Source organism: Paenibacillus sp. FSL H8-0548, assembly GCF_038630985.1.
Classification (GTDB): Bacteria; Bacillota; Bacilli; order Paenibacillales; family Paenibacillaceae; genus Pristimantibacillus.
The window spans coordinates 6,303,674-6,327,720 of the sequence record NZ_CP152049.1 but is presented as its reverse complement, the minus strand read 5'-3'; the positions used below and the strand labels follow the sequence as shown (position 1 = coordinate 6,327,720).

Sequence of the window (24,047 nt, the reverse complement as noted above, 5' to 3'; positions counted from 1 at the left end):
CGTTTATAATGAAATAGATGAAGCATTACAAACAGCAGCTAGGAGATGAACAATATGAAGATTGGAGTAATATGTGATGACTATTGGCATCCAGGAAAGAACATTATAGAGGGTCTGAAGCATTTAACTAGGCAAGGCTTTCAATTGGATTATAATCAGCATGCTTCGGAGTGGTCTCCGTCATGGATGGAGCAGCAGGATGTTATTATTTTGGCAAAATCGAATCAAATCTCAGCGACTGACCAAACGCCATGGCTTACGGAAGAGATCCAGCACTATTTTCAAAGCTATGTTGAGCAAGGAAATGGGCTTCTTGTTCTACATTCTGGTACGGTAGGATACCGCAATGAGCCTATCTTCTACGAGCTTATTGGCGGAGTGTTCGAGCATCACCCAGAGGCTTGTCCCGTTGCGATTGCTTATACCGATCAGTCGGCGCTTGGCGGTGCTGCTGTACAGGGCTTTACTGTTCATGACGAGCATTATTTTGTGGAGACGCTTGAAGAGCGTATTCAGGTTTTTATGACCTCTCATTCTGAGTATGGCATTCAGCCTGCCGGCTGGCTAAGAGAGAAGGGCGAGGGCCGTGTTTGTGTGCTTACACCGGGACATTTTTTACACGTACTGCAGCTGCCGGAATACGAGATTGCCATTGAAAATGCGCTAAACTGGTGCGGCGGAAGCCGAAGCAATTAAGGACAAGCTGCCGCTTGCCATTCGTTTTCAGTTATCCTTTATTAGCTTTTCAATTGTAAATGCTTGTATAATTATGGTTGAGCACTATTTTTTATTATTTTATTTGAGGGAGTGAATGAATTCATGTCAGTTAAAACAATTAAGTGGGGAATATTGGGGCCGGGTTGGATTTCCTCAAAGTTCGCAGCTGATTTGGCCTATGCTGAAGGCGCAGAGCTGACTGCTGTTGGAGGAAGAAGTCTAGAGAAGGCGGAGAACTTCGCAAAGCAGTTTAATATTCCGCGAGCTTATGGCAGTGTGGAAGAGCTGGCTCATGATTCTGATGTCGACATCGTGTATGTTGGAACACTGCATCCGATACATAAGGAGAATGTGCTCGAATTGTTGCGTGCGGGTAAAGCGGTACTTTGCGAGAAGCCATTTACGATGAATGCGGCAGAAGCAAAGGAAATCATAGATTTGGCAAGAGAGAAACAAGTATTTCTAATGGAAGCGATGTGGACGCGGTTCTTGCCTCCAATTCGTAAAGTAATGGAGTGGCTGGCAGATGATAAAATAGGTGAGGTTCGTTTGTTGAAGGCTGATTTTGGCTTTGATATCGGATGGGCGCCTGAGAGCCGTTTGCTAGATCCCGCATTAGGTGGAGGAGCTCTTCTTGATGCAGGGATTTATCCAGTATCCTTCGCATCCTTAATTTATGGCGCGGCGCCTACAAAAATTATGAGCACTGCTCGTATTGGCAAGACCGGCGTGGATGAGCAGTTTTCGCTATTGTTCGAATATGAGGGCGGTCGTACAGCAGCATTGAATGGAGCTGTTCAGCTCGGTATGGTTAGTGATGCTTATATTTATGGAACAAAAGGGTATATTCATGTGCCGAATTTCTTGTTTGGTAAGTCGGCTTCGCTTCATGTGAAGGATGCAGAGGCTGAGTCCTTCGTTGATGACCGCAAAGCTGAGGGGTATGCATTCGAAGCAGAGGAAGCAATGAAGGCGCTGCGTGAGGGCAGAACCGAGAGTTCTGTTATCCCGCTGAGTGAGACGCTGGATATCATGAGCACACTCGATACGATTAGAAAGCAATGGGGCTTGCGTTACCCGGCAGATCAATAAAGCAGAAGTAAACAAACGAAGGAGCTGTCCTTCAGGCGGGGATGTATTTGCCTGGAGGACAGCTCCTTTTGGTTATCTTTTTAAAATATAGGAAAGATCATTTCGCCATACTATCTCTATATTAATAGATGGTCTTATTAAGATTAAGCCTTAACTGCCTGCAGCCATGCCTCTGCAATGAGAGCAGCGCCGGCAGGGGACGGATGAACACCATCAGGTGCCCAGTAAGCAGAGCCCGTCTGCGCGGCAGCCTGAGCGAATAAGCCATCAAGCGGAACGTAAAGTGTTCTGAATTCTCCTGCAAGCTCGCGAAGGGCTTGAATCTTCGGATCAAGATCTTCACGCCATTGCTTCTGACTATCATTCACAGGCAGTACGAACGGCTCGACTAAAATAAGGTTAGCGTTCAACTGCTCCTTAGCCTGATGAAGCAGGCGACGATAGGTTGTATAGTACTCTTCGGTGCTGAGTGGATTATTGCTATCATAACGGCGCCAAGTGTCATTAATGCCAACATAGATGGACAGCCAAGTCGGCTTTAGGTCAAGACAATCCTGTTCCCATCTCCGTTCCAGATCTACGACACGATCACCGGATATCCCCCTATTGAGGAAAGTAGTTTGCTTCTGTGGATACTTACTCGTAAACAAGGCCGTAACAAGGTTCGCATAGCCCGATCCTAGGTTAGCACCGTCATCCCGATTACGCCCTGCATCTGTTATACTGTCCCCTTGAAATAAAACAATTGAATTCTTATCGATAATTGTCATAGGTATTCCTCCAATAGAAAGAAATGATAGCAGTTTCATAATACCTACCAATCGAATATATGGTCAAGTAGAGGATTCGGCCACGGTAAAAATAGGAAACAATAAAATATGAAGTTTCTATTTTAATTTAGACAATTTTCCTATTTAATAGTATTAAGAGGTTGAAAAAGAGTAGAATGAGATTAGCTGGATTTTATGTTATTTTCATAAAAGATTAATGTATTTGTTTTATGATCGAAATAAGGGAGTGATGCGAATGACCTCTTCTTACTTCAATGAATGGCTGGATGAATACAATGATTATATGCGATTGTACTTGTTGTTTGGCGATGAGGGCTATCGAGTGCAAGCAGAGGAAGCGCTGTCAACGTTAAAGGAAATGGCTGCAACAGCCGCGCGCCATAGAAGCATCGTCTGGAGAGTGATGAGTGATACGATTCATGCCTATTAATATGACACAAGCAATGACAACGAATGATAGTACGGGACCTTAAACGGCATTAAAACTAAGGATCATTTAGTTTTAATGCCGTTCAGGGTCTTTTTTGTTTATTTTCCTAGTATTGAATTTTTTTATATACATATAGAATAGTATGATAATCGGAATAGTGTGATAATTATTGTTCGTAGGATTCCCCTATGCTACTATAATTTCAATTCATAAAAGCAGTGTAATGCAAATATGGAAATTGAGCTTTGCTTATTGAGCAGCATAAGGAGGAGGCATACGATGAAGTTTGCTTTATTTAGTTTGGTGATGAATATACCTAACGCCGTGACAGGAGAAGTGTTAACAGCACAGCAAAAATTTCAGAATATACTAAAGCAGGCGATACTAGCGGAAGAGCTTGGATTCGATGCCTATGGAATTGGTGAGCGGCATGGCGCTCCATTTCTTTCTTCCTCGCCGCCGGTGCTTTTGACAGCCATTGCTGCTAGAACCTCACGTATTCGTTTATTAACAACAGTGACGGTATTAAGTGTGCTTGATCCGGTACGAGCAGCAGAGGACTATGCAACACTGGATCATTTGTCTGAAGGCAGGCTGGAGCTCATTATTGGTAAGGGGAACGATCCGCGGCATTATCCATTGTTCGGTATAACTGAGGAGGAGCAGTGGGAGTCGCTTTCGGAGCGGTATTTACTGCTTAAGCGATTATGGAGTGAAGAGGATGTCACCTGGGAAGGACGCTACCGTCCGTCGCTTCATCAAGTAACGACGCAGCCAAGACCCTATCAGTCCGCCATCCCTATTTGGCATGGCAGCGCATCGAGCAAGCTCTCAACTGAGCTCGCGGCAAAGCATGGCGAGCCGATCTTCTCCTCCAACAGCTTTCATCCGCAGGCCAAGTATAAGGAGCTTATTGATCACTACCGCGAGCGGCTTGCCTTTTATGGTCATGATCCGAGGCAAGCCGTTGTAGGAGCGGGAGCCGGGAGCTTATATTTGGCTAATACCTCCGAAGAAGCGATTAAACGCTATCGTCCTTATTATGATGCGTTTCAGGCAACGAGCGCAGCACAGCATAATAATTCTCCCTTTAAAGATCTTGAGGATACGATTAAGAATGGGCCCTCGCTGGTTGGCAGCGCAGACGCTGTTATAGAGAAAATATTAGACTACCATAGCGCATTCGGAAATCAGGTGCTTAGTATTAGTGTAGACGGATTAACCGAGGCAGAGCAGCGGGAGCAGGTCCAGCGTTTTACTTCAGAGGTTGTCCCCGTGCTGCGCAGAGAAATTCCAAATTCGGTCTGGGATAATTCAAGGAACTCAAATTAATGTGAAGCAGTAAGAATCCAAGGGCAGGATTAATGGTATACTATAAAGTAATGATAACGAGGAACCAGGTTAGTATAGATGCTGCAGCTGCATTTTACGAAATATATAACAGTTAACTCGGTATTGAAGAAATTATGGAGTGATGATATGAGCGGTGCAAAGAGCAAGGGCGGTACAGGCAGAGGAACGGACAAGAAGGGCTGGAATCGCTGGCAAGCAGGGGAAAAGAAAAAGCTGGCGAAAAAAGTATTTGGCAGAAACCAGGGTGCTAAAAGCGCGGATGGCGAAAAAGGCGCAGCCGGAGAAAAAAATACGGCTGGAGACAAGAATGCTTCGAATGCCAAGAGCGCTAATATGCCTAAGGGGAGTACAGCCTTTAAAGGCGGGAATTCCGTTAAAGGTAGAAATACGTCGAAGTAATAAGCAGAAGCGTTATGCAATTAATGAGTAAGGAAGCAGACTGTGGTCACACGACAATGTGGGGCTATAGTCTTTTTTTTATGGTTTGCTATTTCAATTTTTTTCTAATCTATTAAAATAGGGATAACGCTTTCAATGAGAGCCGTGAATTTAGCTATTCAAATTAGTAGGAGGTACTAGAATGCCATTAGTAGATATGCCTTTAGAGAAGTTAAAGGAATATGAAGGAAGCAGTCCTCGCCCCGCCGATTTTGACGAGTATTGGGACAGGGCACTTGCTGAAATGAGAGCGGTAGACCCTCAGGTCGAGCTAGTGCCGAGCAGTTTTCAGGTTCCTTATGCGGAGTGCTTCGATTTATATTTTACAGGTGTACGCGGCGCACGCATTCATGCGAAATATATTAGGCCGAAAAACGTGCCAGAGCCGCATCCAGCGATTCTGCAATTCCACGGCTACACCGGACATTCTGGTAACTGGCAGGACAAGCTCGGTTATGCGGCGCTTGGCTACTCGTTCTTTTCACTCGATTGCCGTGGACAGGGCGGCTACTCGGAGGACACTGGCGGAGTCAAGGGGACGACACAAAACGGCCATATTATTCGCGGTCTGAACGATCATCCAGATCAGCTGTTGTTCCGCCATATCTATTTAGATACCGCACAGCTTGCAGGTATAGCGATGCAAATGCCAGAGGTAGATCCCGAGTGCGTTATGGCCATGGGTGGCTCGCAAGGCGGAGGGTTAACGATTGCTTGCGCAGCGCTTGAGCCGCGGATCAGCAAGCTCGCGCCAGTCTTCCCATTTCTAAGCGACTATAAGCGTGTATGGCAAATGGATTTGGCTAAGGATGCCTATGCGGAGCTGCGCACCTTTTTCCGCAACTTCGACCCGCAGCATAAGCGAGAGGATGAGATTTTTGATAAGCTTGGCTATATCGACATTCAGTTTTTAGCCTCGCGTATTCGTGGAGAGGTTTTATTCGGTATAGGGCTAATGGATACGGTTTGCCCACCATCCACGCAATTCGCTGTTTATAATAAAATAACTGCATCGAAGAGTATGGAAATTTACCCGGACTTTGGGCATGAGGATCTTCCTGCTTTTTCAGATATGACCATGCAGTTTTTTTTGAAACAGTAATAAAGAGTGCAGCTGATATGGACGAATGAACAAGAGCAGGAAGAGCGGCTGTGTGATAAGCACATATATGCGCTTATGAGATGGAATAAGTGGCGGTTGATGATCAACTCGTGCGGATAAGAACACATAGGTGCTTATGGCGACAAAGTGGCACGCATTGTTGGGCGATAAGCACATATATGCGCTTATGAGGTGGAATAAGTGGCGGTTGACGATCAAATCGTCCGGATAAGAACACATAGGTGCTTATGGGCACGAAGCGGCACGCATTGTAGTGCGATAAGCACATATATGCGCTTATGAGATGGAATTAGCGGCGGTTGACGATCAACTCGTGCGGTTAAGAACACATAGGTGCTTATGGCGACAAAGCGGCACGCATTGCTGTGCGATAAGCACATATATGCGCTTATGAGGTGGAATAAGTGGCGGTTGATGATCAAATCGTGCGGATAAGAACACATAGGTGCTTATGGGCACGAAGCGGCACGCATTGTAGTGCGATAAGCACATATATGCGCTTATGAGATGGAATAAGTGGCGGTTGATGATCAACTCGTGCGGATAAGAACACATAGGTGCTTATGGGCACGAAGTGGCACGCATTGCTGTGCGATAAGCACATATATGCGCTTATGAGGTGGAATTAGCTGCGGTTGACGATCCAATCGTGCGGATAAGAACACATAGGTGCTTATGGGCACGAAGCGGCACGCATTGTTGGGCGATAAGCACATATATGCGCTTATGAGATGGAATTAGTGGCGGTTGACGATCAAATCGTGCGGATAAGAACACATAGGTGCCTATGGACACGAAGTGACACATATTCTTGTGCGATAAGCACATATACGTGCTTATGAGATGGAATTAGCTGCGGGAAATGGTCAAATCGTGCGGATAAGAACACATAGGTGCTTATGGGCACGAAGTGACACATATTCTTGGGCGATAAGCACATATATGCGCTTATGAGATGGAATTAGTGGCGGTTGACGATCAAATCGTGCGGATAAGAACACATAGGTGCTTATGGACACGAAGTGACACATATTCTTGTGCGATAAGCACATATATGCGCTTATGAGATGGACTTAGTGGCGGTTGACGATCAAATCGTACGGATAAGAACACATAGGTGCTTATGGGCGCGAAGTGGCACAAATTCTTGGGCGATAAGCACATATACGTGCTTATGAGATGGAATTAGTGGCGGTTGACGATCCAATCGTGCGGATAAGAACACCTATAGACTCGGTGGTATGTCCTTGTCATAAGCTATACTAACAAAAAGAAATCAAGCCTTGGTAAAATGGAAGCGGATAGCAGCCATATTACTAAAGGCGAGGTTTCTTTTTGTTTTTCTATGTTTAGTCGAATGAAACGCGTAGCGCCGCCAAAGGATGGCGGCAGCCGTTTCACCTTATGCCGCTAAAAATGGTTCATTGGAGAAAAGTCGTATTTTGTAGAAATGTCGATGGTTTGTTAGAAGCAAATGCCGAAAGTTATTAGAATTTAGATTGTTCTGTCGATATTTAAGCTTTATAATAGGTATTTGTGCTGGATAATTTTGTGAAAATTGAAAATGTAAAGTGGTGATTAACGTTGACGCTTGCCCGTCATAATAATAGTCTGTCTTGGAATCGTTGGGTTCTTTACTTTTATTGGGTACTCTCTGCTGTCGTGCTGGTACTTACGGAAAGCATTCATTTATTTGGATTGTATAGTAAGGGATGGTTTGCAGGGCCATGGTTTCCTGCCGGTTATGGAAGCGCTAGCTTTCTCATGATATTTGCTTTGCTGCTCGCTGAAGCTTTATTTCGGTATTTGAAGCTGTATTTTGATTTTATATTAATTGCTATGGGCTTAGTGTATGCGCTTATTGTCATGCTTACCTTCGGCCTTGAAATTCAAGGGCTGTATATCGGACTGAATTTACCCGTCATCGTATCATTGTTTTATTTTAGCCATAGTCGCTTATGGTTTGCTGCTGTACTCTCGCTTGTCAGTTATTTTACACTGCTTGCCTTTGTAGAGAGACTTCAGAATTATGTGAATGTACTCGATTCGATAGCGGTGGTTGGCATGATTACAGGAACAAGCCTTGTCGGGCTTTTCATTTTAAAAAGAGGAAATGAGCTGCAGCAATCGCTTGAGCGTGCGGTCCACTCAGAGATTGAGGCATTCGCTGATGCTGTAGCTACTCAGAATGCATCAAAATATGATCAATTAACGGGTCTCTATAACCATATTACCTATCAGGAGTATTTAACGGCTTTGATTCAGCAGCACGAGGCCTATCATCTCCCATTGCAGCTGGCGGTCATCGATATCGATAATTTTAAAAAGATCAATGACAACTTTGGACATCATGCCGGCGATATTGTTTTAGGGGAGATGGGCTTGCTGCTCACTTCCTCAATATCCACGGAGGATGTTGCAGCAAGGTATGGAGGAGAAGAGTTTGTGCTGCTGTTAACGGGAAAGACGCTCGAGCAGAGTCATCAATTACTGGAGCAAATACGGCAAAAGCTCGCTTTAACCGATTTTGCTGCTATTGAGCATCAAAGGGTTACGATAAGCATTGGATTAATGGAGTATCAATCCGAACTCGGGAAGGATGACCTATTTAAGCTTGCAGATGCGTTTCTATATGAGGCCAAGCGCTCTGGTAAAAATAAGGTCGTATCGCCGCTCAGAGGGAGACAAGAAGATGTATCGCAAAATTCTCAATGCTCCTGAGCATCTATCCAGCTGGAACAATAAAATTAGAATCTCCTATTGGATGTTTAGTGTTATGACATTTTTGGCAGTATTAGGGGCTCTAAGCGTAGTTGCGATCTACGAGCCGAACAGACTCGAGCTGTTTGTTCAGAAACAGGTCATTCTAAGAAATGTTTTAGTTTTTGCCACACTGTTGGCCGCGGAAACAGTATATCGGCTAAAAAGCAGGCTGCAGAGCTATATCATTATCACATTAGGCTCCTGTTTCGCAGCGATTACGCTTGCTTTATCCTCTCCAGATGTTCACGGCGTACATATCGTTATGATATTACCTATTCTTGTTGCGATTTTATATTTTGATTATTGGAAGATAGCCTTCGCCTGTATAAATGCGATAACGAGCTATATGCTCGTCATATTATTTGTGCCGGTGTACCGTTTTCAAGTTGATTTTTATCAGAAGGCTGTCGGCTTCTCCTTCGTGATCATTGTTACACTGGCCGCTCTTGGCATTGTAAATCGGGGACTGAGAATAATAAGAGATGAGAAGGAAGCTCTAACAAATGAGAATAAGCACCGGCTAGAAGAGCTTGCGATTCAAGAAGCGAGCCGGGTCGATGCGCTAACAGGCTTAGACAATCACAATGCGTTTCAGAGTCGGTTTAGAGCGGTGCTTGCTGATGAGAGCGTTCATTCGGTTTACTTAGCCATCGTTGATATTGATAATTTCAAACGGGTAAATGATACGTATGGCCATTCAGTAGGCAACATGGTGCTGCGCAAAATAGGCAAGCTGCTCAAAGAATGCTCAGAGGAGAACATTTCACCCTCACGCTACGGTGGGGAGGAATTTACGATTATATTCAGTAATGTGACGAACAAGCAGGTTTCAGACTGTCTCGAGCATTTACGGGCAGGTGCAGAGCAAATGTCATTTCCTGAGCTGGAGGGACGAGTAGTCACCATTAGCATAGGCTGTCATAGACTTGAATCGGGTGAAGATCGAGATACATTATTTCGATTAGCAGATGAGGCACTATATTTGGCAAAGCGTAGTGGGAAAAATAGAGTTTCCTGGTGAACCGTCGCATATCTCTTTTCAATCATACTAAGCGAGGAGGCATCAAGCTGTGAGTGCTTATGCATCGGTACTGCTTCTATTATTGTTTATGCTTCCAGTTATCTATATGATCGATACGTCTTTAGTCATTCTGAGACGCAATCCTCAGCATATTGAGAATCGCCTTGCATCCCTTACAACGGCTCTACTGGGGATTATGATTTTTCTTCAGTATATTCAGCTGCTCATCTTAGAGGAGCACAGGCTTATTTACACGACTTTTCTGTTGTATCCTGTCGCCCTTGCTGCCGCGGGCATGAGCGTATTGCTACATCTTAAGGTGACGAGCAGCTATCACGAGATTTCTAATCGAAGGAGCATGGGCCTTGCAGCCTCCCCCCTTATTTTTTATATTCTTTTTTTGTCTCTATTAGGAAAACAATTATTTTTCAATGGTGGATGGGTGAATGGAGCGTGGAGGCAAGCAGCCTTTTTGCCAGGCATGGTTATCGTTATGGTGCTTTTCTTTTTTGTTTCGGTCTTTAACATTACCATATGCTTAGCTGCAAGGAAGCGATCAACGAATATTTTTACACGGAATCGTTATACGGTTCTCTTTAAAGCGAATCTATACTATCACTGTGCGACATTTTTTGTACTCGTACTGTTTGCCATCTTTCCTCTTATAGAATACTCCAGCTATTCGTACGTTTGTATTATTACATTAATATGGAGCATTTCGCTGCGCCATTTTATGAAATACGACGTATTGCCCTCTGTCATAAAAAAATACGAGCTGCTCTATCATTTATCTCCAACCGCTATCCTTATGCTGGATCGGCAAATGCTTCTGAAGGAAGCAAACCCCGGCGCGGTACGCCTGCTGGGTTTTGAGAATGAGGCGGAGCTGAAAAATAAAGCCTTGTTTGATTTTCTCGTAGAGGCCGATCGCCAAAACATTCGGAAGGACTATGAAGCAAGCTTTCCGCGGCAGAATTGGAGAAATTACGAAATGACCATTGTAGATCGTGAGGAACAAAGACGAATTATACTTATGGATACCGAAATGATGACCGGGAGCGAGGAGGGCTTTATTCTTGCGATTATAAGGGATATTACACAGCAGAAGGAGGAGGAGCGGCTCGTTCATTTTCTGGCGCATCATGATGCGTTAACGAATCTGCCGAATCGTTATTATTTTAATAGAGAGCTCGAAGCCTCCTTGGAAGCTGTAAAAGAATCAAAGTCCTTGCTTGGCGTAATGCTCATCGACTTGGATCGTTTTAAGCTGATTAATGATACACTTGGACATCAGTATGGAGATGAGGCATTAGTTGAAGTAGCTAAGCGATTGCTTAATAGTGTCGACGAGAAGTATTTGCTTGCCCGCCTTGGCGGAGATGAGTTTATAATTCTCATTAGAAATGTAGCTGAATATGATGATATTGTCTCGCTCGCTGAGAAGATTCATCAGGATTTTCAATTGCCGATTACACTTCAAGAGCAGGATTTTTATTTGGGAGGAAGTATCGGTATCAGTATTCATCCGTTCGATGACAATACATCAGCTGGACTGATTAAGCGGGCAGATATTGCTATGTATAATGCGAAGCATAATGGTGGAAATCAGTATCGCCTATATACGAATGAGATGATCGCCGTCGTGCAGCGCAATGTCAAATTGGAGAAGCATTTGCGCAAGGCGCTTGAGCTTAAGGAATTTGTGCTGTACTATCAGCCCCAGATTGATTTGGCCAGCGGACGCCTAATTGGGGCCGAGGCGCTGATTCGCTGGAAATCGGCGGTGCTTGGCATGGTTCAGCCAGGAGAATTCATTTCGATTGCAGAGCAAACGGGATTAATCAATGAAATCGGACAGTGGGTCATACTGGAGGCCTGTCAGCAGGGGAGGATATGGCAAGAGCAGGGCTGGGGGAACTTTATTTTATCCGTCAACGTTTCATCAAGACAGTTCATGCAGCCGGATTTTGTAAGCAAGGTTCAGGACAATTTACGATTAAGCGGCTTGGTGCCCGAGCGGTTATGCTTAGAGATAACGGAGAGTATGGTCGTCAATAATCTGAACGTGGCGCGTGAAATGCTCGATGAGCTTGTAGCGCTGGGCATTCATATTGCCATTGATGATTTTGGTACAGGCTATTCGTCATTGAGTGTTTTAAGACAGCTTCCCATTGCGATCATTAAGATCGACCGTTCGTTTATTATGGACATGAATGCCTATGATGGCGGTTTATCGATTGTGAAAACGATCGTGTCTATGGGGCATGATTTGCAGAAGCAGGTCGTAGCAGAAGGGGTGGAAACGATCGATCAGCTGGAGCAGCTGAAGCAGCTTGGGTGTGACAAGGCGCAGGGGTACTATTATCATAGACCGCTTCCAATCGCTGAGTTTAATGAGCTGATCGTGGAAAAGCATTAAAGCGTACCGAATAGGAGAAGAAAGAGGAATAGCTGATTTGAAGATAAACAGAGAAGCATTAGAAAAGAATCAAATCATCGTGTACGTTGCGGCGCTTGTCCTAGGAGTTGTGCTTGGAGCACTATTTCCGCAGGGTAGCCCTTCGCTTAATGCTATGATTTCGCCACTACTAGCGGTATTGCTTTACAGCATGTTTGCGCAGCTGCCATTTTTGAAGCTGCGCAAGGCGCTGGTTAACCGTCGTTTTGTTGCGGCGATATTGACGACTAATTTTGTAATCGTTCCCGTTGTTGTATGGCTATTAAGCTATCTATTGCCGCAATCGACACCGGTTCTAATAGGAGTATGCCTCGTACTGCTCACGCCATGCATTGACTATGTTATTGTGTTTACGCAGCTTGGACGAGGCAACGAAAAGCTGATGCTTGCCGTTACGCCTATTTTATTCGTCGCTCAAATGCTCTTGCTTCCCCTATATTTAAAATTAATAATCGGCGAAGCAGCAGCAAATATCGTGAGTGCCGGGCCTTTTCTCGAATCGTTTCTTATTCTTATTGTTCTGCCCTTGCTTGTTGCCATAGCAGTCCAATTATGGGCGATGAACGGCAAGCATGGTGCGGCTGTACTAGCTGGCACTGCATGGCTGCCGGTACCGTTTATGGCTATAGTGCTGTTTGTTATCGTGGCTTCGCAAATTGGCAAAGTATATAGCGAGCTTGAGCTCATCCTAGCGGTTGTGCCTGTATATTTGCTTTATTTATTCATCATGCCGCTTATCTCTCGCGTAATGGCTCATTGGTTCCGTCTTGATGACGGGGCGGGACGTGCGTTATTGTTCAGCTCCGGGACACGCAATTCGTTAGTCGTGCTTCCTTTGGCCTTGTCCTTACCGGGTGATTGGGCAATGATCGCCTCGGCGGTCATCGTTACGCAAACCATTGTTGAGCTTGGCGCAGAGCTCGTATATATTCGCATAATTCCCGCGCTCCTCTATCGAGACTCCGAGAATACGAAGCGTTAGCTCATTATTTTTATGGACACAGCGGCATTCGCCCAAACCCATGAGTGCTCCTTGGCATAGGCTGTTATCATCCCAAGAAACTAAGGAGCTTAGATCAGAATGTCAAAAACTACAACTAAACCGGATGAAACCGAATTAACGGCTGATGATATTGCTTTGTGGTCTGCAGTTATCCTCGTGATTGGGGATTTAGTCGGATTGTTTGCAGTGCTGAAAGCAAGAACAGAAGATAAGGAATAAAAAAGTATTTAATCTCAGGCGGGAGAGGGTCTTCTTCTACTTGAATCAATCCTCTTGATAATAAAGGAGAATAGGGATGTCTGCAGATAAACAAATATCGTCGGATGATCTGCTGAAGCTAGCGGCTTCACTTACGCTGGTAGGAGATGCATTGGCACTGCTTGCAGTTGAGAAGGCAGTCGAGGAGAGTGCAGAAGGTTCGGGAAATAAGCAGTCTAAGGATAAGAAGCAAACGACAGCGGAGATAACAAAAAAATTCAGAAGATTTAACGGCAATATAAGTTGAACTGAAAAAATGAAGATTTAGCGAAGTAGAAGACCGTTCTGGAGAATTGAACTGTTCGCCTTTGCTGCCCCCATGCACCGTGCATAGGGGCTGTTCGCTATTTAGCTTATAACAGTAAGGTGAGCCATTCTTCCAACGTTACAGGGCCAAAATAGTAGGACAAATCAATGCCTGCAAGTACCTGCTTTAATGCGGAGGCTTCATAGCGGGTGCCGATGAGCTGAATGGCAACTTCGTTGCTGTCGCCGCGTCCGAAGAAATCACCAAATATCGCCGCATTTACAATCATTCCTTCTTCAACCTGCAAACGGATATCAAACGTTCCTGCTCCCTCGATGCGCTTCTTCTGCTGTACGTTAAAGGCAGGAGAGAGCCCGTAGTTCCATTCCCAGCTGCGGTAGCGCTCGTTGGCCAGCTTCTGTACATTATCCCAATCCTGCTCGGTGAGCTCATAGAAAGGAATTTGCCCGGATTGCTCGAAGATGGATTGAAGAAGGCTTTGCCGGAACTGCTCGATCGTTAGCGGCTCCTTCAAAAATTCAGTAATGTTAGCAACACGGCTGCGAATTGATTTCGTTGATTTCGATACATACTTCTCTGCACTTGGTTTTAGCGCAGATACGACATTTTCAATTTCGGAATCAAAAAGAAGCGTGCCATGGCTGAACATTTTACCCTTCGTGGAAAATTGCGCATTTCCGGAAATTTTCCGCTCCCCGACTTGAAGGTCATTGCGTCCCGTCATTTCTGCATTAACGCCTAGCTGCTGCAGCGCGCGGACAACCGGCTCGGTAAATTTCTTGAAATTATGAAAGGACTTTCCGTCGTCCTTCATAATGAAGCTGAAATTTAAATTGCCAAGATCATGATAGACTGCTCCGCCGCCAGAGAGTCTGCGAACGACATGTATGTGATTGCTTTCCACATATTCCGCATTAATTTCTTCTACGGTGTTCTGGTTTTTGCCAATGATAATCGATGGCTCGTTAATGTAGAAGAGCAAGTAATCGTCATTGTCAGGCAATGAACGCAATATGTATTCTTCTAATGCCAAATTCAGCGTTGGATCGGTGTTGCCATTATTGCTTACAAAACGCATTTTTTTCTCCTCCTATGCTTCGGTGCTTAAGGGTCATTATACTCGTAGGTAGAGACTATTTTCAAACGTTGTGAAAATAGAAGACTATGCAGTAACCGGAAAAATTCGTATAATCTGAGGAGACAAAAGTGGAAGACAGAGGTGAAGCAGGTGGAAGTGAGATATTGCATGTCATGCGGTTCTGAGCTGGAAACACGTGATGTTGATGGGACGATGAGAAGAGCTTGTACGAGCTGCAGCTTTGTCCATTGGGGCAATTACAGTATTGGTGTCGGAGCGCTGGTCGTTAAGGATGAGCGGATTTTGCTCGTTCGCCGGGCTCAGGAGCCTGGAAAAGGGAAATGGACGAATCCAGGCGGCTATATTGAGCAGCTGGAGGCGATTCAGGATACGATTCAAAGGGAAGTCATGGAGGAGGCAGGAATTGAGGCCATCGTCAAAAACGTTGTCGCCTTGCGAGACCAGCCGAGGAGCATACATAATCTCTATGTCGCATTTGAGCTGGAATATGTAAGCGGGGAGCCTACTCCGGATAATGTGGAGGTTGACGCTGCCGGCTTCTTCACCTTACAGGAGCTCGAAGCTATGGATGTCGCCAGCTTCACGAAATGGCTTGTCGATGTTGCGTTTCATGGTCGCTCTGAGGGCTTGATGCTGGATACGAATCCTGTCATTCCACTCAGCGGCTACGGACTCTTCCGAATATAAAGCAAGATCATTGTTTAGGGTTTAGGAAACGATATAAGTGAGATAGGAGCTGTGCAGCGATGAAACAAAATAAATACGACGATATGCCATTTTTCGAGAAATACAGCCAAATGCCCCGTTCAGTCGGTGGTTTAAATGCTGCCGGCGAATGGCAAGCATTCCGTGCGCTGCTTCCGAATCTAGAGGGTAAAAGGGTGCTTGATCTCGGCTGCGGCTTCGGCTGGCATTGCCGATATGCGCGGGAACAACAGGCTGGGTCGGTTGTTGGAGTAGATCTCTCAGCGAATATGCTTGAGCGTGCTAAGGCAATGACCCAAGACTCAGCCATTGACTACCGCCAGCTAGCCATAGAAGACATCGAGTTTCAACCAGAACAATTTGACGTTGTGATAAGCTCTCTCGCTCTCCACTATGTAGAGAAATTCGATGTCCTCTGCCAGAAAATTAACGGCTATCTCGTACCTGGTGGAACCTTTGTGCTCTCGGTGGAGCACCCCATCTTTACGGCACTCGCCAAGCAGGACTGGCATTATGGCCCGGAAGGCGAGAAGCTGCATTGGCCTGTCGATGATTATTATAGCGAAGGTCCAAGGCAGGCCAGATTTCTAGAAGATGATGTGATTAAGTATCATCGAACGGTCGCTGCCCATATGAATATACTCATTGAATCCGGCTTTCGCATTATGAAGCTCTCCGAGCCGCAGCCGACCGAAGATATGCTGGCGAGTATTCCGGAAATGCGTGACGAAATGCGCCGGCCTATGTTTCTTATGATCGCAGCTCAAAAAATATAGCAGCAGGAGCTCTTCTGCTGCTATATACGAAGTTTAACCAATCATTAGAATATCGCGGATTTCCTGCTCGCTCAAGGACGACAGCGCCTCCTGGCCTGGCTGAATGACCTCGTCGATCAGATTTTTCTTCTTTTGCTGGAGCGCGTACATTTTATCCTCCACCGTTCCTTGCGTGACGAGCCGTATAACTTGTACTACGTTTTTTTGTCCAATGCGGTGCGCACGGTCAGCAGCTTGCTGCTCGACGGCGGGATTCCACCACAGATCGTATAGAATAACGGTATCAGCGCCAGTAAGGTTAAGTCCAGTACCGCCCGCCTTTAAGGACAGGAGGAAGAGCTCACGCTCTCCTTCATTAAATCGATTGCAGAGCTCAACACGCTCCTGCGCTGGCGTCTGACCATCCAAATAGAAAAACGGGATACCGCGGTAGCCAAGCTCCCGCCCTATTAGACCGAGCATTTCGGTAAATTGCGAGAAGATGAGCAGCCGCTTGCCGGCGCTCCGGCATTCCTCGATAATTTCGAGCAGCTGCTCAAACTTAGCAGAGCTCCCCTCATAGCCCTCAACGAACAGCGCGGGATGGCAGCAGAGCTGCCGAAGTCTCGTTATGCCTGCCAAAATCCGAATACGATTTTTTTGGAAGCCTTCCTCATTCAAATGCTTGACCGTTTCCTGTTGAAGCTTGGCAAGAAACCCTACATACAGCTGCTTCTGCTCCGGCAGCAGCTCAGAGGCTTGGATCGATTCGATTTTTTCCGGCAGCTCCTGAAGAACATCACTCTTTAGCCTGCGCAGCAGAAACGGACGAACCCGCTTAGCGACCGCTTCCCGAGTAAGCTCGTTAAAGGCTTGTCTGCTTGGAAACAGCTCAGGGAATACCGCTCCAAAAATAGACCAAAGCTCCTCCAACGTATTTTCAATAGGCGTACCCGTCAAGGCAAAGCGGTATGTGGCATCGATCGCTTTGACTGCCTGCGCGGTTTGCGTCGCATGATTTTTGAAATATTGCGCCTCATCCATGATTAACGTATGCCAGCTATTCTTCTTATATTGCACAATATCTTTACGCAGCAGAGGGTAGGAGGAAATGATGACATCTGCCTCTATATCTCCATTTAGTACGCGTGTGCGCTCGGCTTTACTTCCATCTGCGATGACTGCGCGAATGCCAGGGGCGAATTTCCCCAGCTCATTCAACCAATTGTATACGAGTGAAGCGGGAGAAATGATGAGTGCAGGCTGCTTGCGCTCCCGAATTTCAGGCAGCACGGAGAGAATAAAGGCGATTGCCTGTACCGTTTTTCCGAGTCCCATATCGTCTGCCAAAATTCCGCCGAAGCGGTAATGAGCGAGTGTCTTCATCCATTGATAGCCGTATTTCTGATAATCGCGAAGCACCAAGGAGAGCTCCTCGGGAACAGGGAAATCAAGATTGTCTGGATTCCGCATGTTTTCCAGCAGTCGGCGGAATGATTTGCCGAGCCTTACAGCCTTCCCGCTTTCTTGTGCATCGATGAGATGCAAGCCGCGGACGGTGGGAATGCGGAATTCTGAGCCTTGAATCTCCCCTTTGCGTAAGCCGACTTCATTCAAGAAGCGAATGATTTCCTGAAACTCCGCACCCTCCAGCGGCAATAGTGAACCGTTTGGCAATCGATGATATTTGCGTTTAACCTCAAGCGACTGTAAGAGATTGCGAATTTCCGAGTCTGGAATGCCGTCCATATTGAATTTAAATTCAAGCCAATCGGTACGTTCATCCACATTTACGGTTACCTTTGGAGCTGCATGCTTAGTTACGACCCGCACCTTCACAGCAGAAGTGGCATATACAGCAAGCAGCTTCTCAAGCTGCGGGACGACGTTGTACAAAAACTCGAATTCGGAATCCTCGTCTTCCATAATATAGCCGCTTTCGGTTTTGGCGAAGGGAACGAGCTCCATAAGCTCTAATATGCGCCGCTCTTGTTCCCCGTCTCGCAGCAGGATACGATCGCTGCCGCGCTTCTTGTCGCTTCCCTCCAGCGGATTAATAACAATGTCGCCATATTGGAATTCCAGTCCTGCCAGCAGCCGATCTCTTACCCGGTCCAAATAGAGCTTCGCTTTGAGCTGTATTTGCAGGATGCGGTCAGAGATGTTCTCCGCAATTGCGACGCTGCCGAGCTTCATCAAGCCAGGGATTACCCTCTCCATAAATGGCTCCATTTGCTCCGGCGCAATATGAATTTTCGGCTTGCGAGAGGTATCCAGCAGCTGTTTGAGCTCTACGAGTCGTCTACAGGCATCGGGCTGCAGCTTCAGCAGCTTGCCCTCGCTAACCGCGAGCCCGTAATCCTCCATAATGATCATTTGCTCTAAACCCTCGATATGAAGCTGATAGCCATCGCTAGCTGCTTGATCGAAGGCAAAGGAAAGTGGAAGTGCCTCGTCGCTAATGGTTATGCCAGTAAAGGTGTGATTCTCGTAGGAGAGCTGCACAGATGGCGCTGCGATCAGCAGTGGGAGCAGCGTATCCCAAGAAAACGGGGGTACAAGCAGCAGTCGTTCACCGCTAGCCGGAGCATCTCCAACGTAAAACCGATTCGAGGTTTGGCGGTATAACGATTCATTACGAAAAATCTGATGAAGCTGCCTAATAACGGCATCATTCTCTGGCTGAAAGCTGTGCAGGCTCGGATCATATGTAAAATGCTTCGAAAAAACGAAAGGCTCCCGCCGTTCGACCTTCTCGAGAAATTCTCTGATTCGCTGGACAATGTAGAGTCGTTTGGGACCTACCTTAAGCTCAATGCCGAACATTTGCTTGCGATAGCCATAAGGATACAGCTTGCACGTGATTTCCACCTCGAGAAGCGTTCGCGTGTCGAAGAGTGAGCGGCGGCCGCTGGAGAGCGGCGGACGGCTGCTGAATAGCTCCAGCATGCTGCTGGCTAATTGGGGGTCTGATGCTTCCAGCCCCGCATGTCTTGCAAAACGCGTGGAGAGATGAGCTGCATCGCTGTCCTCTGCCTCATCATCGTAAGGCTGATCCTCTGGGTGCAGCAGCGAAGGGAATTTGCGGGCTGGTTGAATAGCCTCATTCTGAAGATCATGGATGCTCAGAAGCGCCGCAGCTACATGCTGGCAGTAGCTGTCGTAAGTGCTGAAAGCAAGACAGGAGCACTCGGCATCAACGTCTCCGTTCTTATCAATCGCAATCTCGACCTCACAGCGATGATTACCGAGGACAGTTGCTGTAAAGCTGGACAGCTCTGCATTCGAGCTATCGATCGTTACTTTGCCATCTTTATAGTAAGCTTGCCCTCTCGCGTAGAAGGCATCGCCGCATAGTAATTTAATAATTCGGTGAGACAAGTGAACGCTCATAGCTAGATTCCTCTCCGGCAACGGAAACATTTGTTCCGATTGATAAGTTAGTTCCTATCATATCAGAATTCAAGTGCGAGTTCATAATCGAATATAGGCTATAATAAAAAAATAGAGTGTCCTTATTAATGGAAAAGGAGTGGAGTATTATGCAATTTCGTCGTCTTGGCCATAGCGGCCTTAAAGTGTCTGTACTTGGTTTAGGCACTAACGCCTTCGGAAAGCGGGCTGATTTCGAGGCCTCCAAGCAAATCATTCATAGCGCGCTCGACAAAGGTATTAATTTTATTGATACTGCCAACATTTATGCAGGCACGGAATCGGAGAGAATTATCGGAGAGGTGCTGGAAGGGACGCGGCATGACGTTATCTTAGCGACGAAGGCAGGATTGCCCCGAGGTGCTGGCGTAAATGAACGAGGCTCATCGAGGCATCATTTGCAGGCAGAGCTGGAGAGCAGTCTGAAACGATTGAAAACCGACTATGTTGACCTCTATCAAATTCATACGTTCGATCCTGAAACGCCGCTGGAGGAAACGCTGCGAGCACTTGAGGATATGGTCCGCTCGGGCAAGGTTCGTTATATAGGAGCATCTAATTATTTCGCTTGGGAGCTAATGAAGGCGCTTGGCATAAGCGCTCGGCTAGGATTGAACCGATTCGTGTCGACACAGACAAGCTATTCTCTTGCCGACAGAACACCAGAGAGCGAGCTGGTTCCGATGTGCCTGGATCAGGGCGTTGGCATTATTCCTTATTTCCCGCTGGCGGGTGGTATCTTGACAGGTAAATACAGCTCAAGCGAGCAGGTGCCGGATGGTTCAAGAGCTCAGACAGATCCTAACTTCAAAAGATTTTTGCAAAACAAAACGATCACACTAGGGGAGAGAGTAGGCGAGCTTGCCCGTCAACTGGAATGCAGCCCGGCTGTGCTGTCGCTTTCCTGGCTCATGCATCAGCCGGTCGTTTCTACCGTTATCGTAGGGGCCACTAAGGCAGAGCAGCTTGAGGAAAATATGAAGAGCGTGTCAATGCAGCTATCCGCGGCATCCCTGCAGGAGCTGGATGCCGCCAGCAGCAGCTTCCGTCATGGCGAGCCATTCGCGTTTTATCGATTGCCGTAACGGAGCATAACTTGTGCAAGCCTATTGATCAGCAGAATATTTGATCTGCTCTTCAGGCACTTTCAATGGGATGACCAGTTGCTTCTCTGAACTGCCATCCTTTGCACTTTTTACATAAATAAATAAACTCAGGTTTGGTTGCGAAGCAGACTCAAAGCTTACCTCGAATAGGAATCTTCCCCACTCGGGCGCACCCTCTTCTGCCATGACCTGACCCTCAGCCAAAATGTTATGACCGTCTTCCAAATGCCAATTAAATGCACCTTCGAAGACGCGAGCCTCGCCTTCCACTGCGAAGACGGAACCTACCTCTTCGTCTGGCTGAGGTGTATATACACGGAATGTATCGTTCTCCGCTGCAGGCACTGAAACGATCTCTCCAGTTTTAGCGTTCAAACGTACGGTTACCGGTTGATCGACATAATTGAAATGTACGAGCACTACGTACCAAAATTCATTTTGAGAATCGAGAGCGGCCTGTTTTACTGCCCATGCACCTGCAAGCTCGGTTTGCGCTTCCAGCACAATTTTTATCGCCTCTGTGCGGTCACGGGCAACGTCTGAACGTTCCTCCTCCTCAAGGAGAATGATTTTTGCAGCGTTTGTTTGTACAGGGTAAGATTCCATTAATTTACCATCATGCCATGCTGTTACTTGTGCTCCAATTTTGAAATTTTCGACGGGAACTGCTTCTCCCTTACTATTTAGAAGTTCTGTTTGGTCATTATGGCTGAACCAATACGCGTCTACATAAGACTCTTCACCTTTATCGATATAAGCCGTAATTAACCAACGATCTTTTTCTTTTTGTACGATTTCGCCTCTCTCAATAGCCATTCCTGGCGTAGACTCGTTCTGAGCTGGTGTGGGATTGTCATTGCCTGCTGTGTTGGGGGGATTGCCGCCAGAGCTTCCACTAGAGCAAGCGGATAACAAAACAATTATGCACAATATGAAAAGAGAAATTCCGTTTTTCTTAATTGTCATTTGTATCAACTCCTTATTTCTATAGACGATAAAATAAAGAGTATTGTTTCAGACTATGTCTCCGCTAGCAGTTTAGACTGCACTTAGTACAATAGAAACCTCACATGGGAGCTGTTTCAAACGGCTACGTTGTAATTATGCAGTAGAATTAGCTCCAAACCAACGAATACTGCCCTATAATAGGCAATCTATTGCACAAACTACAGTGTAAGTGCCCTAGTCAGGCTAGTAACGTCGATTACGTTGTACAAACTGCAGTGTAGCTTCGTCCTATAGTGCTATGGGCAGCTTATCGTCGCGTGGCGACAAAGCGGCGGGGTTGTGTTCACGCAGCAAACGGACGAAGAGGCAGCAGCGTTTAAGTAAACCAAATATCCCGAAACCGTACCCAGCCCAGCGATTCGAGTGAGATGCCTCGCACGGACGGATGGAATGCGGTTTTCAGATGCTTGCGATAGAGGAACAGCAGACTGTTCCTCTCTTTAAGCTGGGCTTCAATGGATAAAAATATAGTGGACCGGCGTTCGTGGTCCGGCTCATTTAACAGCATTCGGATGCAGCGCTCCAGCTTGTCGTGAATTTCTGGCACGGCATGCTGCTGCATGCTCTTGTACAAATCGATTAGTCTGAGCTCCCGGTGCTCGTCCAGCATAATAGCAAAGAGCAGCAGATCCGCGGACATGCGTGCGGACCCTTTAAACTGCTCGGCAGGAATAAGACTGATTTGCAGCGGAATATCTGATCTGGCGTACACCTGACGTATTATTTCTGCATCGGCTGCATACTGCGGAATTGTAGCCAGCACCAGTGTCTCTCCGTTATAGCCTGCAGCTGCCAGCTCCTGTTTAATGGCTGCCCAATCAGCGGCTTCCGCAGTATGCTGCTGTACTTCTTGTTCAGGCCAAAAGCTGTCTACCGTTTCAATAACATCTCCTGAGAGCAGCTTTAGGAGCTCTGAACGAACGATAGCTTTGCCGATGGCTGCGCGTATGGCAGGATTCGTCAGCAAGCCCTCCTTCTGCTCGTTTACCGTTATAAATTTGCAGGTCATCCCTGACTGCCGTACCTGCTGCCAATGCTCCGCAGCCATATCGGACAGTCTTGCATTGTGCATGACCTGAAACGATTGGTGCTCTGCATTGTTCTCCTGAGAAGCCTCGTCAGAAAGAGTCCATACTTCAACCCGATCGAGAAAAGCCCGTCCCTGAAAATAAGCGGCAAAGGCCTCTAATATCCAAACGCCTTGTTCATTTCCCGCGAAGCGAAAAGGGCCTGTGCCAATCGGTCGATCGCCGAACAGCTTACCTGCCGCATCGCAGGCATCCTGCGGAACAATGGAGGCGCGATTGGTCGTTAAGAAGGGGAGAAAGGCTTCGTTAGGCTCGGATAATACGATACGGATGGTCGTGTCATCCGGTGTGTCCATCGAGACGATATCGGAGTAGACCCAGCTGTACAACCCTTGCGGAGCCAGATGCCCCAGTCGATCAAGCGAATATTTGACGTCAGAGGAATCAAGCTCCCGCCCGTGATGAAACAGAACCCCTTTGCGCAAATAAAAGGTCCACTTTGTTCGAGTCTCATCCACCTCCCAAGCATGAGCAAGCTGAGGCAATATTTGCTCCCCTTTCGGATCAATCCGAACGAGTCCGTCAAAAATCTGGTTAACAAGATGCGACTCGCCCGTATAATGAATAGCTGCCGGATCCAGTGAAAAAATCGTTTGCGGTAGCGGGAAGCGCAAAATATCGGTGCGGCGTTTTCCCTGTACCTCGGAATGGAATCCGAATTGACCAGAGAGCCACTCCTGAAATTGATCGCGGAGCAGAGGGGATTCCTCTACCTGCTGCAGCAGCGCAAGCGCGGAATGAAGATCCTGCTTGTGCATCATTTCCTGTGCTTCCTGCAGCGCGATTTGCTCCTTGCTGATAAGGAAGGAGAGTGCGGAGCGGTTGCCCCGTCCCCTCTTTGGCACCCAGGAAAGCCAGCCCTCCTGCTGCATTCGCTTCAGAAGAAGTACCATATTTCGATGTGTGCAATCCAGCAAATCAGCAAGCTCCTGCGTGGTGACCTCAAAGGGAACATGCTCTGCGATACTTGAATAAGAACGTCTTAGCGTCAAATAATGCCGTCGTATTTTCATGCAAAAAGTCTCCTGCCCTAAAATATGAAATTTACCAGTTATAACTTACACTTTTTGTTCTTGTTTTATAGGTTACAATAAAAGGAGGAAATTAACAAATTGAGTATGAAGATGGAGTGAACTAGA

The 24,047-nt window shown here is 46.6% G+C and carries 19 protein-coding genes and 1 pseudogene; 15 read left to right on the top strand and 5 right to left on the bottom strand.

All coding sequences use genetic code 11. The features are described from left to right. Window positions 1–54 precede the first annotated feature (54 nt). On the top strand, window positions 55–696 hold the full coding sequence (locus MHI37_RS26865) for a ThuA domain-containing protein (RefSeq protein ID WP_076340111.1): 642 nt from the start codon (window positions 55–57) through the stop codon (window positions 694–696). Between the two features lie 123 nt (window positions 697–819). Next, window positions 820–1,809: a Gfo/Idh/MocA family oxidoreductase gene (locus tag MHI37_RS26860; protein ID WP_076340110.1), complete on the top strand. Its 990-nt coding sequence runs from the start codon at window positions 820–822 to the stop codon at window positions 1,807–1,809. A gap of 143 nt (window positions 1,810–1,952) precedes the next feature. Here MHI37_RS26860 and MHI37_RS26855 read toward each other — a convergent pair whose 3' ends face one another. Then, the gene (locus tag MHI37_RS26855) at window positions 1,953–2,579 is read right to left on the bottom strand and encodes an SGNH/GDSL hydrolase family protein (protein WP_076340109.1); all 627 of its coding nucleotides are present in this window, start codon (window positions 2,577–2,579) and stop codon (window positions 1,953–1,955) included. A 256-nt stretch (window positions 2,580–2,835) separates the two neighbouring features. Between MHI37_RS26855 and MHI37_RS26850 the strand changes: the two genes are divergently transcribed. The 10 genes and pseudogenes from MHI37_RS26850 to MHI37_RS26805 all read left to right on the top strand — a co-directional run bounded on the left by MHI37_RS26850 (window position 2,836) and on the right by MHI37_RS26805 (window position 13,694). After that, on the top strand, window positions 2,836–3,030 hold the full coding sequence (locus tag MHI37_RS26850; protein ID WP_076340108.1) for a hypothetical protein: 195 nt from the start codon (window positions 2,836–2,838) through the stop codon (window positions 3,028–3,030). 279 nt (window positions 3,031–3,309) lie between these two features. Then, on the top strand, window positions 3,310–4,362 hold the full coding sequence (locus tag MHI37_RS26845; protein ID WP_076340107.1) for an LLM class flavin-dependent oxidoreductase: 1,053 nt from the start codon (window positions 3,310–3,312) through the stop codon (window positions 4,360–4,362). Between the two features lie 147 nt (window positions 4,363–4,509). Beyond that, window positions 4,510–4,599 (top strand): annotated as a pseudogene (locus MHI37_RS26840) (DUF3934 domain-containing protein); the annotation flags it as partial. A gap of 364 nt (window positions 4,600–4,963) precedes the next feature. After that, window positions 4,964–5,923 (top strand): acetylxylan esterase, encoded by a 960-nt coding sequence (locus tag MHI37_RS26835; RefSeq protein ID WP_342556518.1) that lies wholly within the window; start codon window positions 4,964–4,966, stop codon window positions 5,921–5,923. A gap of 1,605 nt (window positions 5,924–7,528) precedes the next feature. Then, window positions 7,529–8,665, top strand: a complete 1,137-nt coding sequence (locus tag MHI37_RS26830; protein WP_076339348.1) for a GGDEF domain-containing protein — start codon at window positions 7,529–7,531, stop codon at window positions 8,663–8,665. Then, complete coding sequence (locus tag MHI37_RS26825) at window positions 8,637–9,728, top strand: GGDEF domain-containing protein (RefSeq protein ID WP_076339347.1); 1,092 nt, start codon at window positions 8,637–8,639, stop codon at window positions 9,726–9,728. The genes MHI37_RS26830 and MHI37_RS26825 overlap by 29 nt, the downstream gene beginning before the upstream one ends. A gap of 49 nt (window positions 9,729–9,777) precedes the next feature. Beyond that, window positions 9,778–12,147: an EAL domain-containing protein gene (locus MHI37_RS26820; protein ID WP_083676514.1), complete on the top strand. Its 2,370-nt coding sequence runs from the start codon at window positions 9,778–9,780 to the stop codon at window positions 12,145–12,147. A 37-nt stretch (window positions 12,148–12,184) separates the two neighbouring features. Further along, window positions 12,185–13,168 (top strand): bile acid:sodium symporter, encoded by a 984-nt coding sequence (locus tag MHI37_RS26815; RefSeq protein ID WP_076339346.1) that lies wholly within the window; start codon window positions 12,185–12,187, stop codon window positions 13,166–13,168. A 99-nt stretch (window positions 13,169–13,267) separates the two neighbouring features. Further along, entirely contained in the window at window positions 13,268–13,408 is a 141-nt protein-coding gene (locus MHI37_RS26810; protein WP_179090310.1) for a hypothetical protein, read from the top strand. Window positions 13,409–13,484: 76 nt separating this feature from the next. Next, the gene (locus MHI37_RS26805; protein WP_076339345.1) at window positions 13,485–13,694 is read left to right on the top strand and encodes a hypothetical protein; all 210 of its coding nucleotides are present in this window, start codon (window positions 13,485–13,487) and stop codon (window positions 13,692–13,694) included. Window positions 13,695–13,800: 106 nt separating this feature from the next. Here the strand turns inward: MHI37_RS26805 and MHI37_RS26800 are convergent, their stop codons facing one another. After that, window positions 13,801–14,793, bottom strand: a complete 993-nt coding sequence (locus tag MHI37_RS26800; RefSeq protein WP_076339344.1) for a lipoate--protein ligase — start codon at window positions 14,791–14,793, stop codon at window positions 13,801–13,803. A gap of 168 nt (window positions 14,794–14,961) precedes the next feature. Between MHI37_RS26800 and MHI37_RS26795 the strand changes: the two genes are divergently transcribed. Both MHI37_RS26795 and MHI37_RS26790 read left to right on the top strand, forming a co-directional pair. Further along, window positions 14,962–15,501 carry an NUDIX domain-containing protein gene (locus MHI37_RS26795; RefSeq protein ID WP_256710684.1) on the top strand — a complete coding sequence of 180 codons (540 nt, stop codon included), beginning with the start codon at window positions 14,962–14,964 and terminating at the stop codon, window positions 15,499–15,501. Window positions 15,502–15,560: 59 nt separating this feature from the next. Beyond that, window positions 15,561–16,295: a class I SAM-dependent methyltransferase gene (locus tag MHI37_RS26790; RefSeq protein WP_076339343.1), complete on the top strand. Its 735-nt coding sequence runs from the start codon at window positions 15,561–15,563 to the stop codon at window positions 16,293–16,295. A gap of 33 nt (window positions 16,296–16,328) precedes the next feature. Here the strand turns inward: MHI37_RS26790 and MHI37_RS26785 are convergent, their stop codons facing one another. Next, window positions 16,329–19,667 (bottom strand): DEAD/DEAH box helicase, encoded by a 3,339-nt coding sequence (locus MHI37_RS26785; RefSeq protein WP_076339342.1) that lies wholly within the window; start codon window positions 19,665–19,667, stop codon window positions 16,329–16,331. Window positions 19,668–19,816: 149 nt separating this feature from the next. On the opposite strand from MHI37_RS26785, the gene MHI37_RS26780 reads away from it, so the two are divergent. Next, the gene (locus MHI37_RS26780; RefSeq protein ID WP_076339341.1) at window positions 19,817–20,791 is read left to right on the top strand and encodes an aldo/keto reductase; all 975 of its coding nucleotides are present in this window, start codon (window positions 19,817–19,819) and stop codon (window positions 20,789–20,791) included. A gap of 21 nt (window positions 20,792–20,812) precedes the next feature. Here the strand turns inward: MHI37_RS26780 and MHI37_RS26775 are convergent, their stop codons facing one another. Both MHI37_RS26775 and MHI37_RS26770 read right to left on the bottom strand, forming a co-directional pair. After that, on the bottom strand, window positions 20,813–21,778 hold the full coding sequence (locus tag MHI37_RS26775) for a Gmad2 immunoglobulin-like domain-containing protein (RefSeq protein WP_076339340.1): 966 nt from the start codon (window positions 21,776–21,778) through the stop codon (window positions 20,813–20,815). A 358-nt stretch (window positions 21,779–22,136) separates the two neighbouring features. After that, window positions 22,137–23,921 (bottom strand): ABC transporter substrate-binding protein, encoded by a 1,785-nt coding sequence (locus MHI37_RS26770; protein WP_076339339.1) that lies wholly within the window; start codon window positions 23,919–23,921, stop codon window positions 22,137–22,139. Window positions 23,922–24,047: the final 126 nt, after the last annotated feature.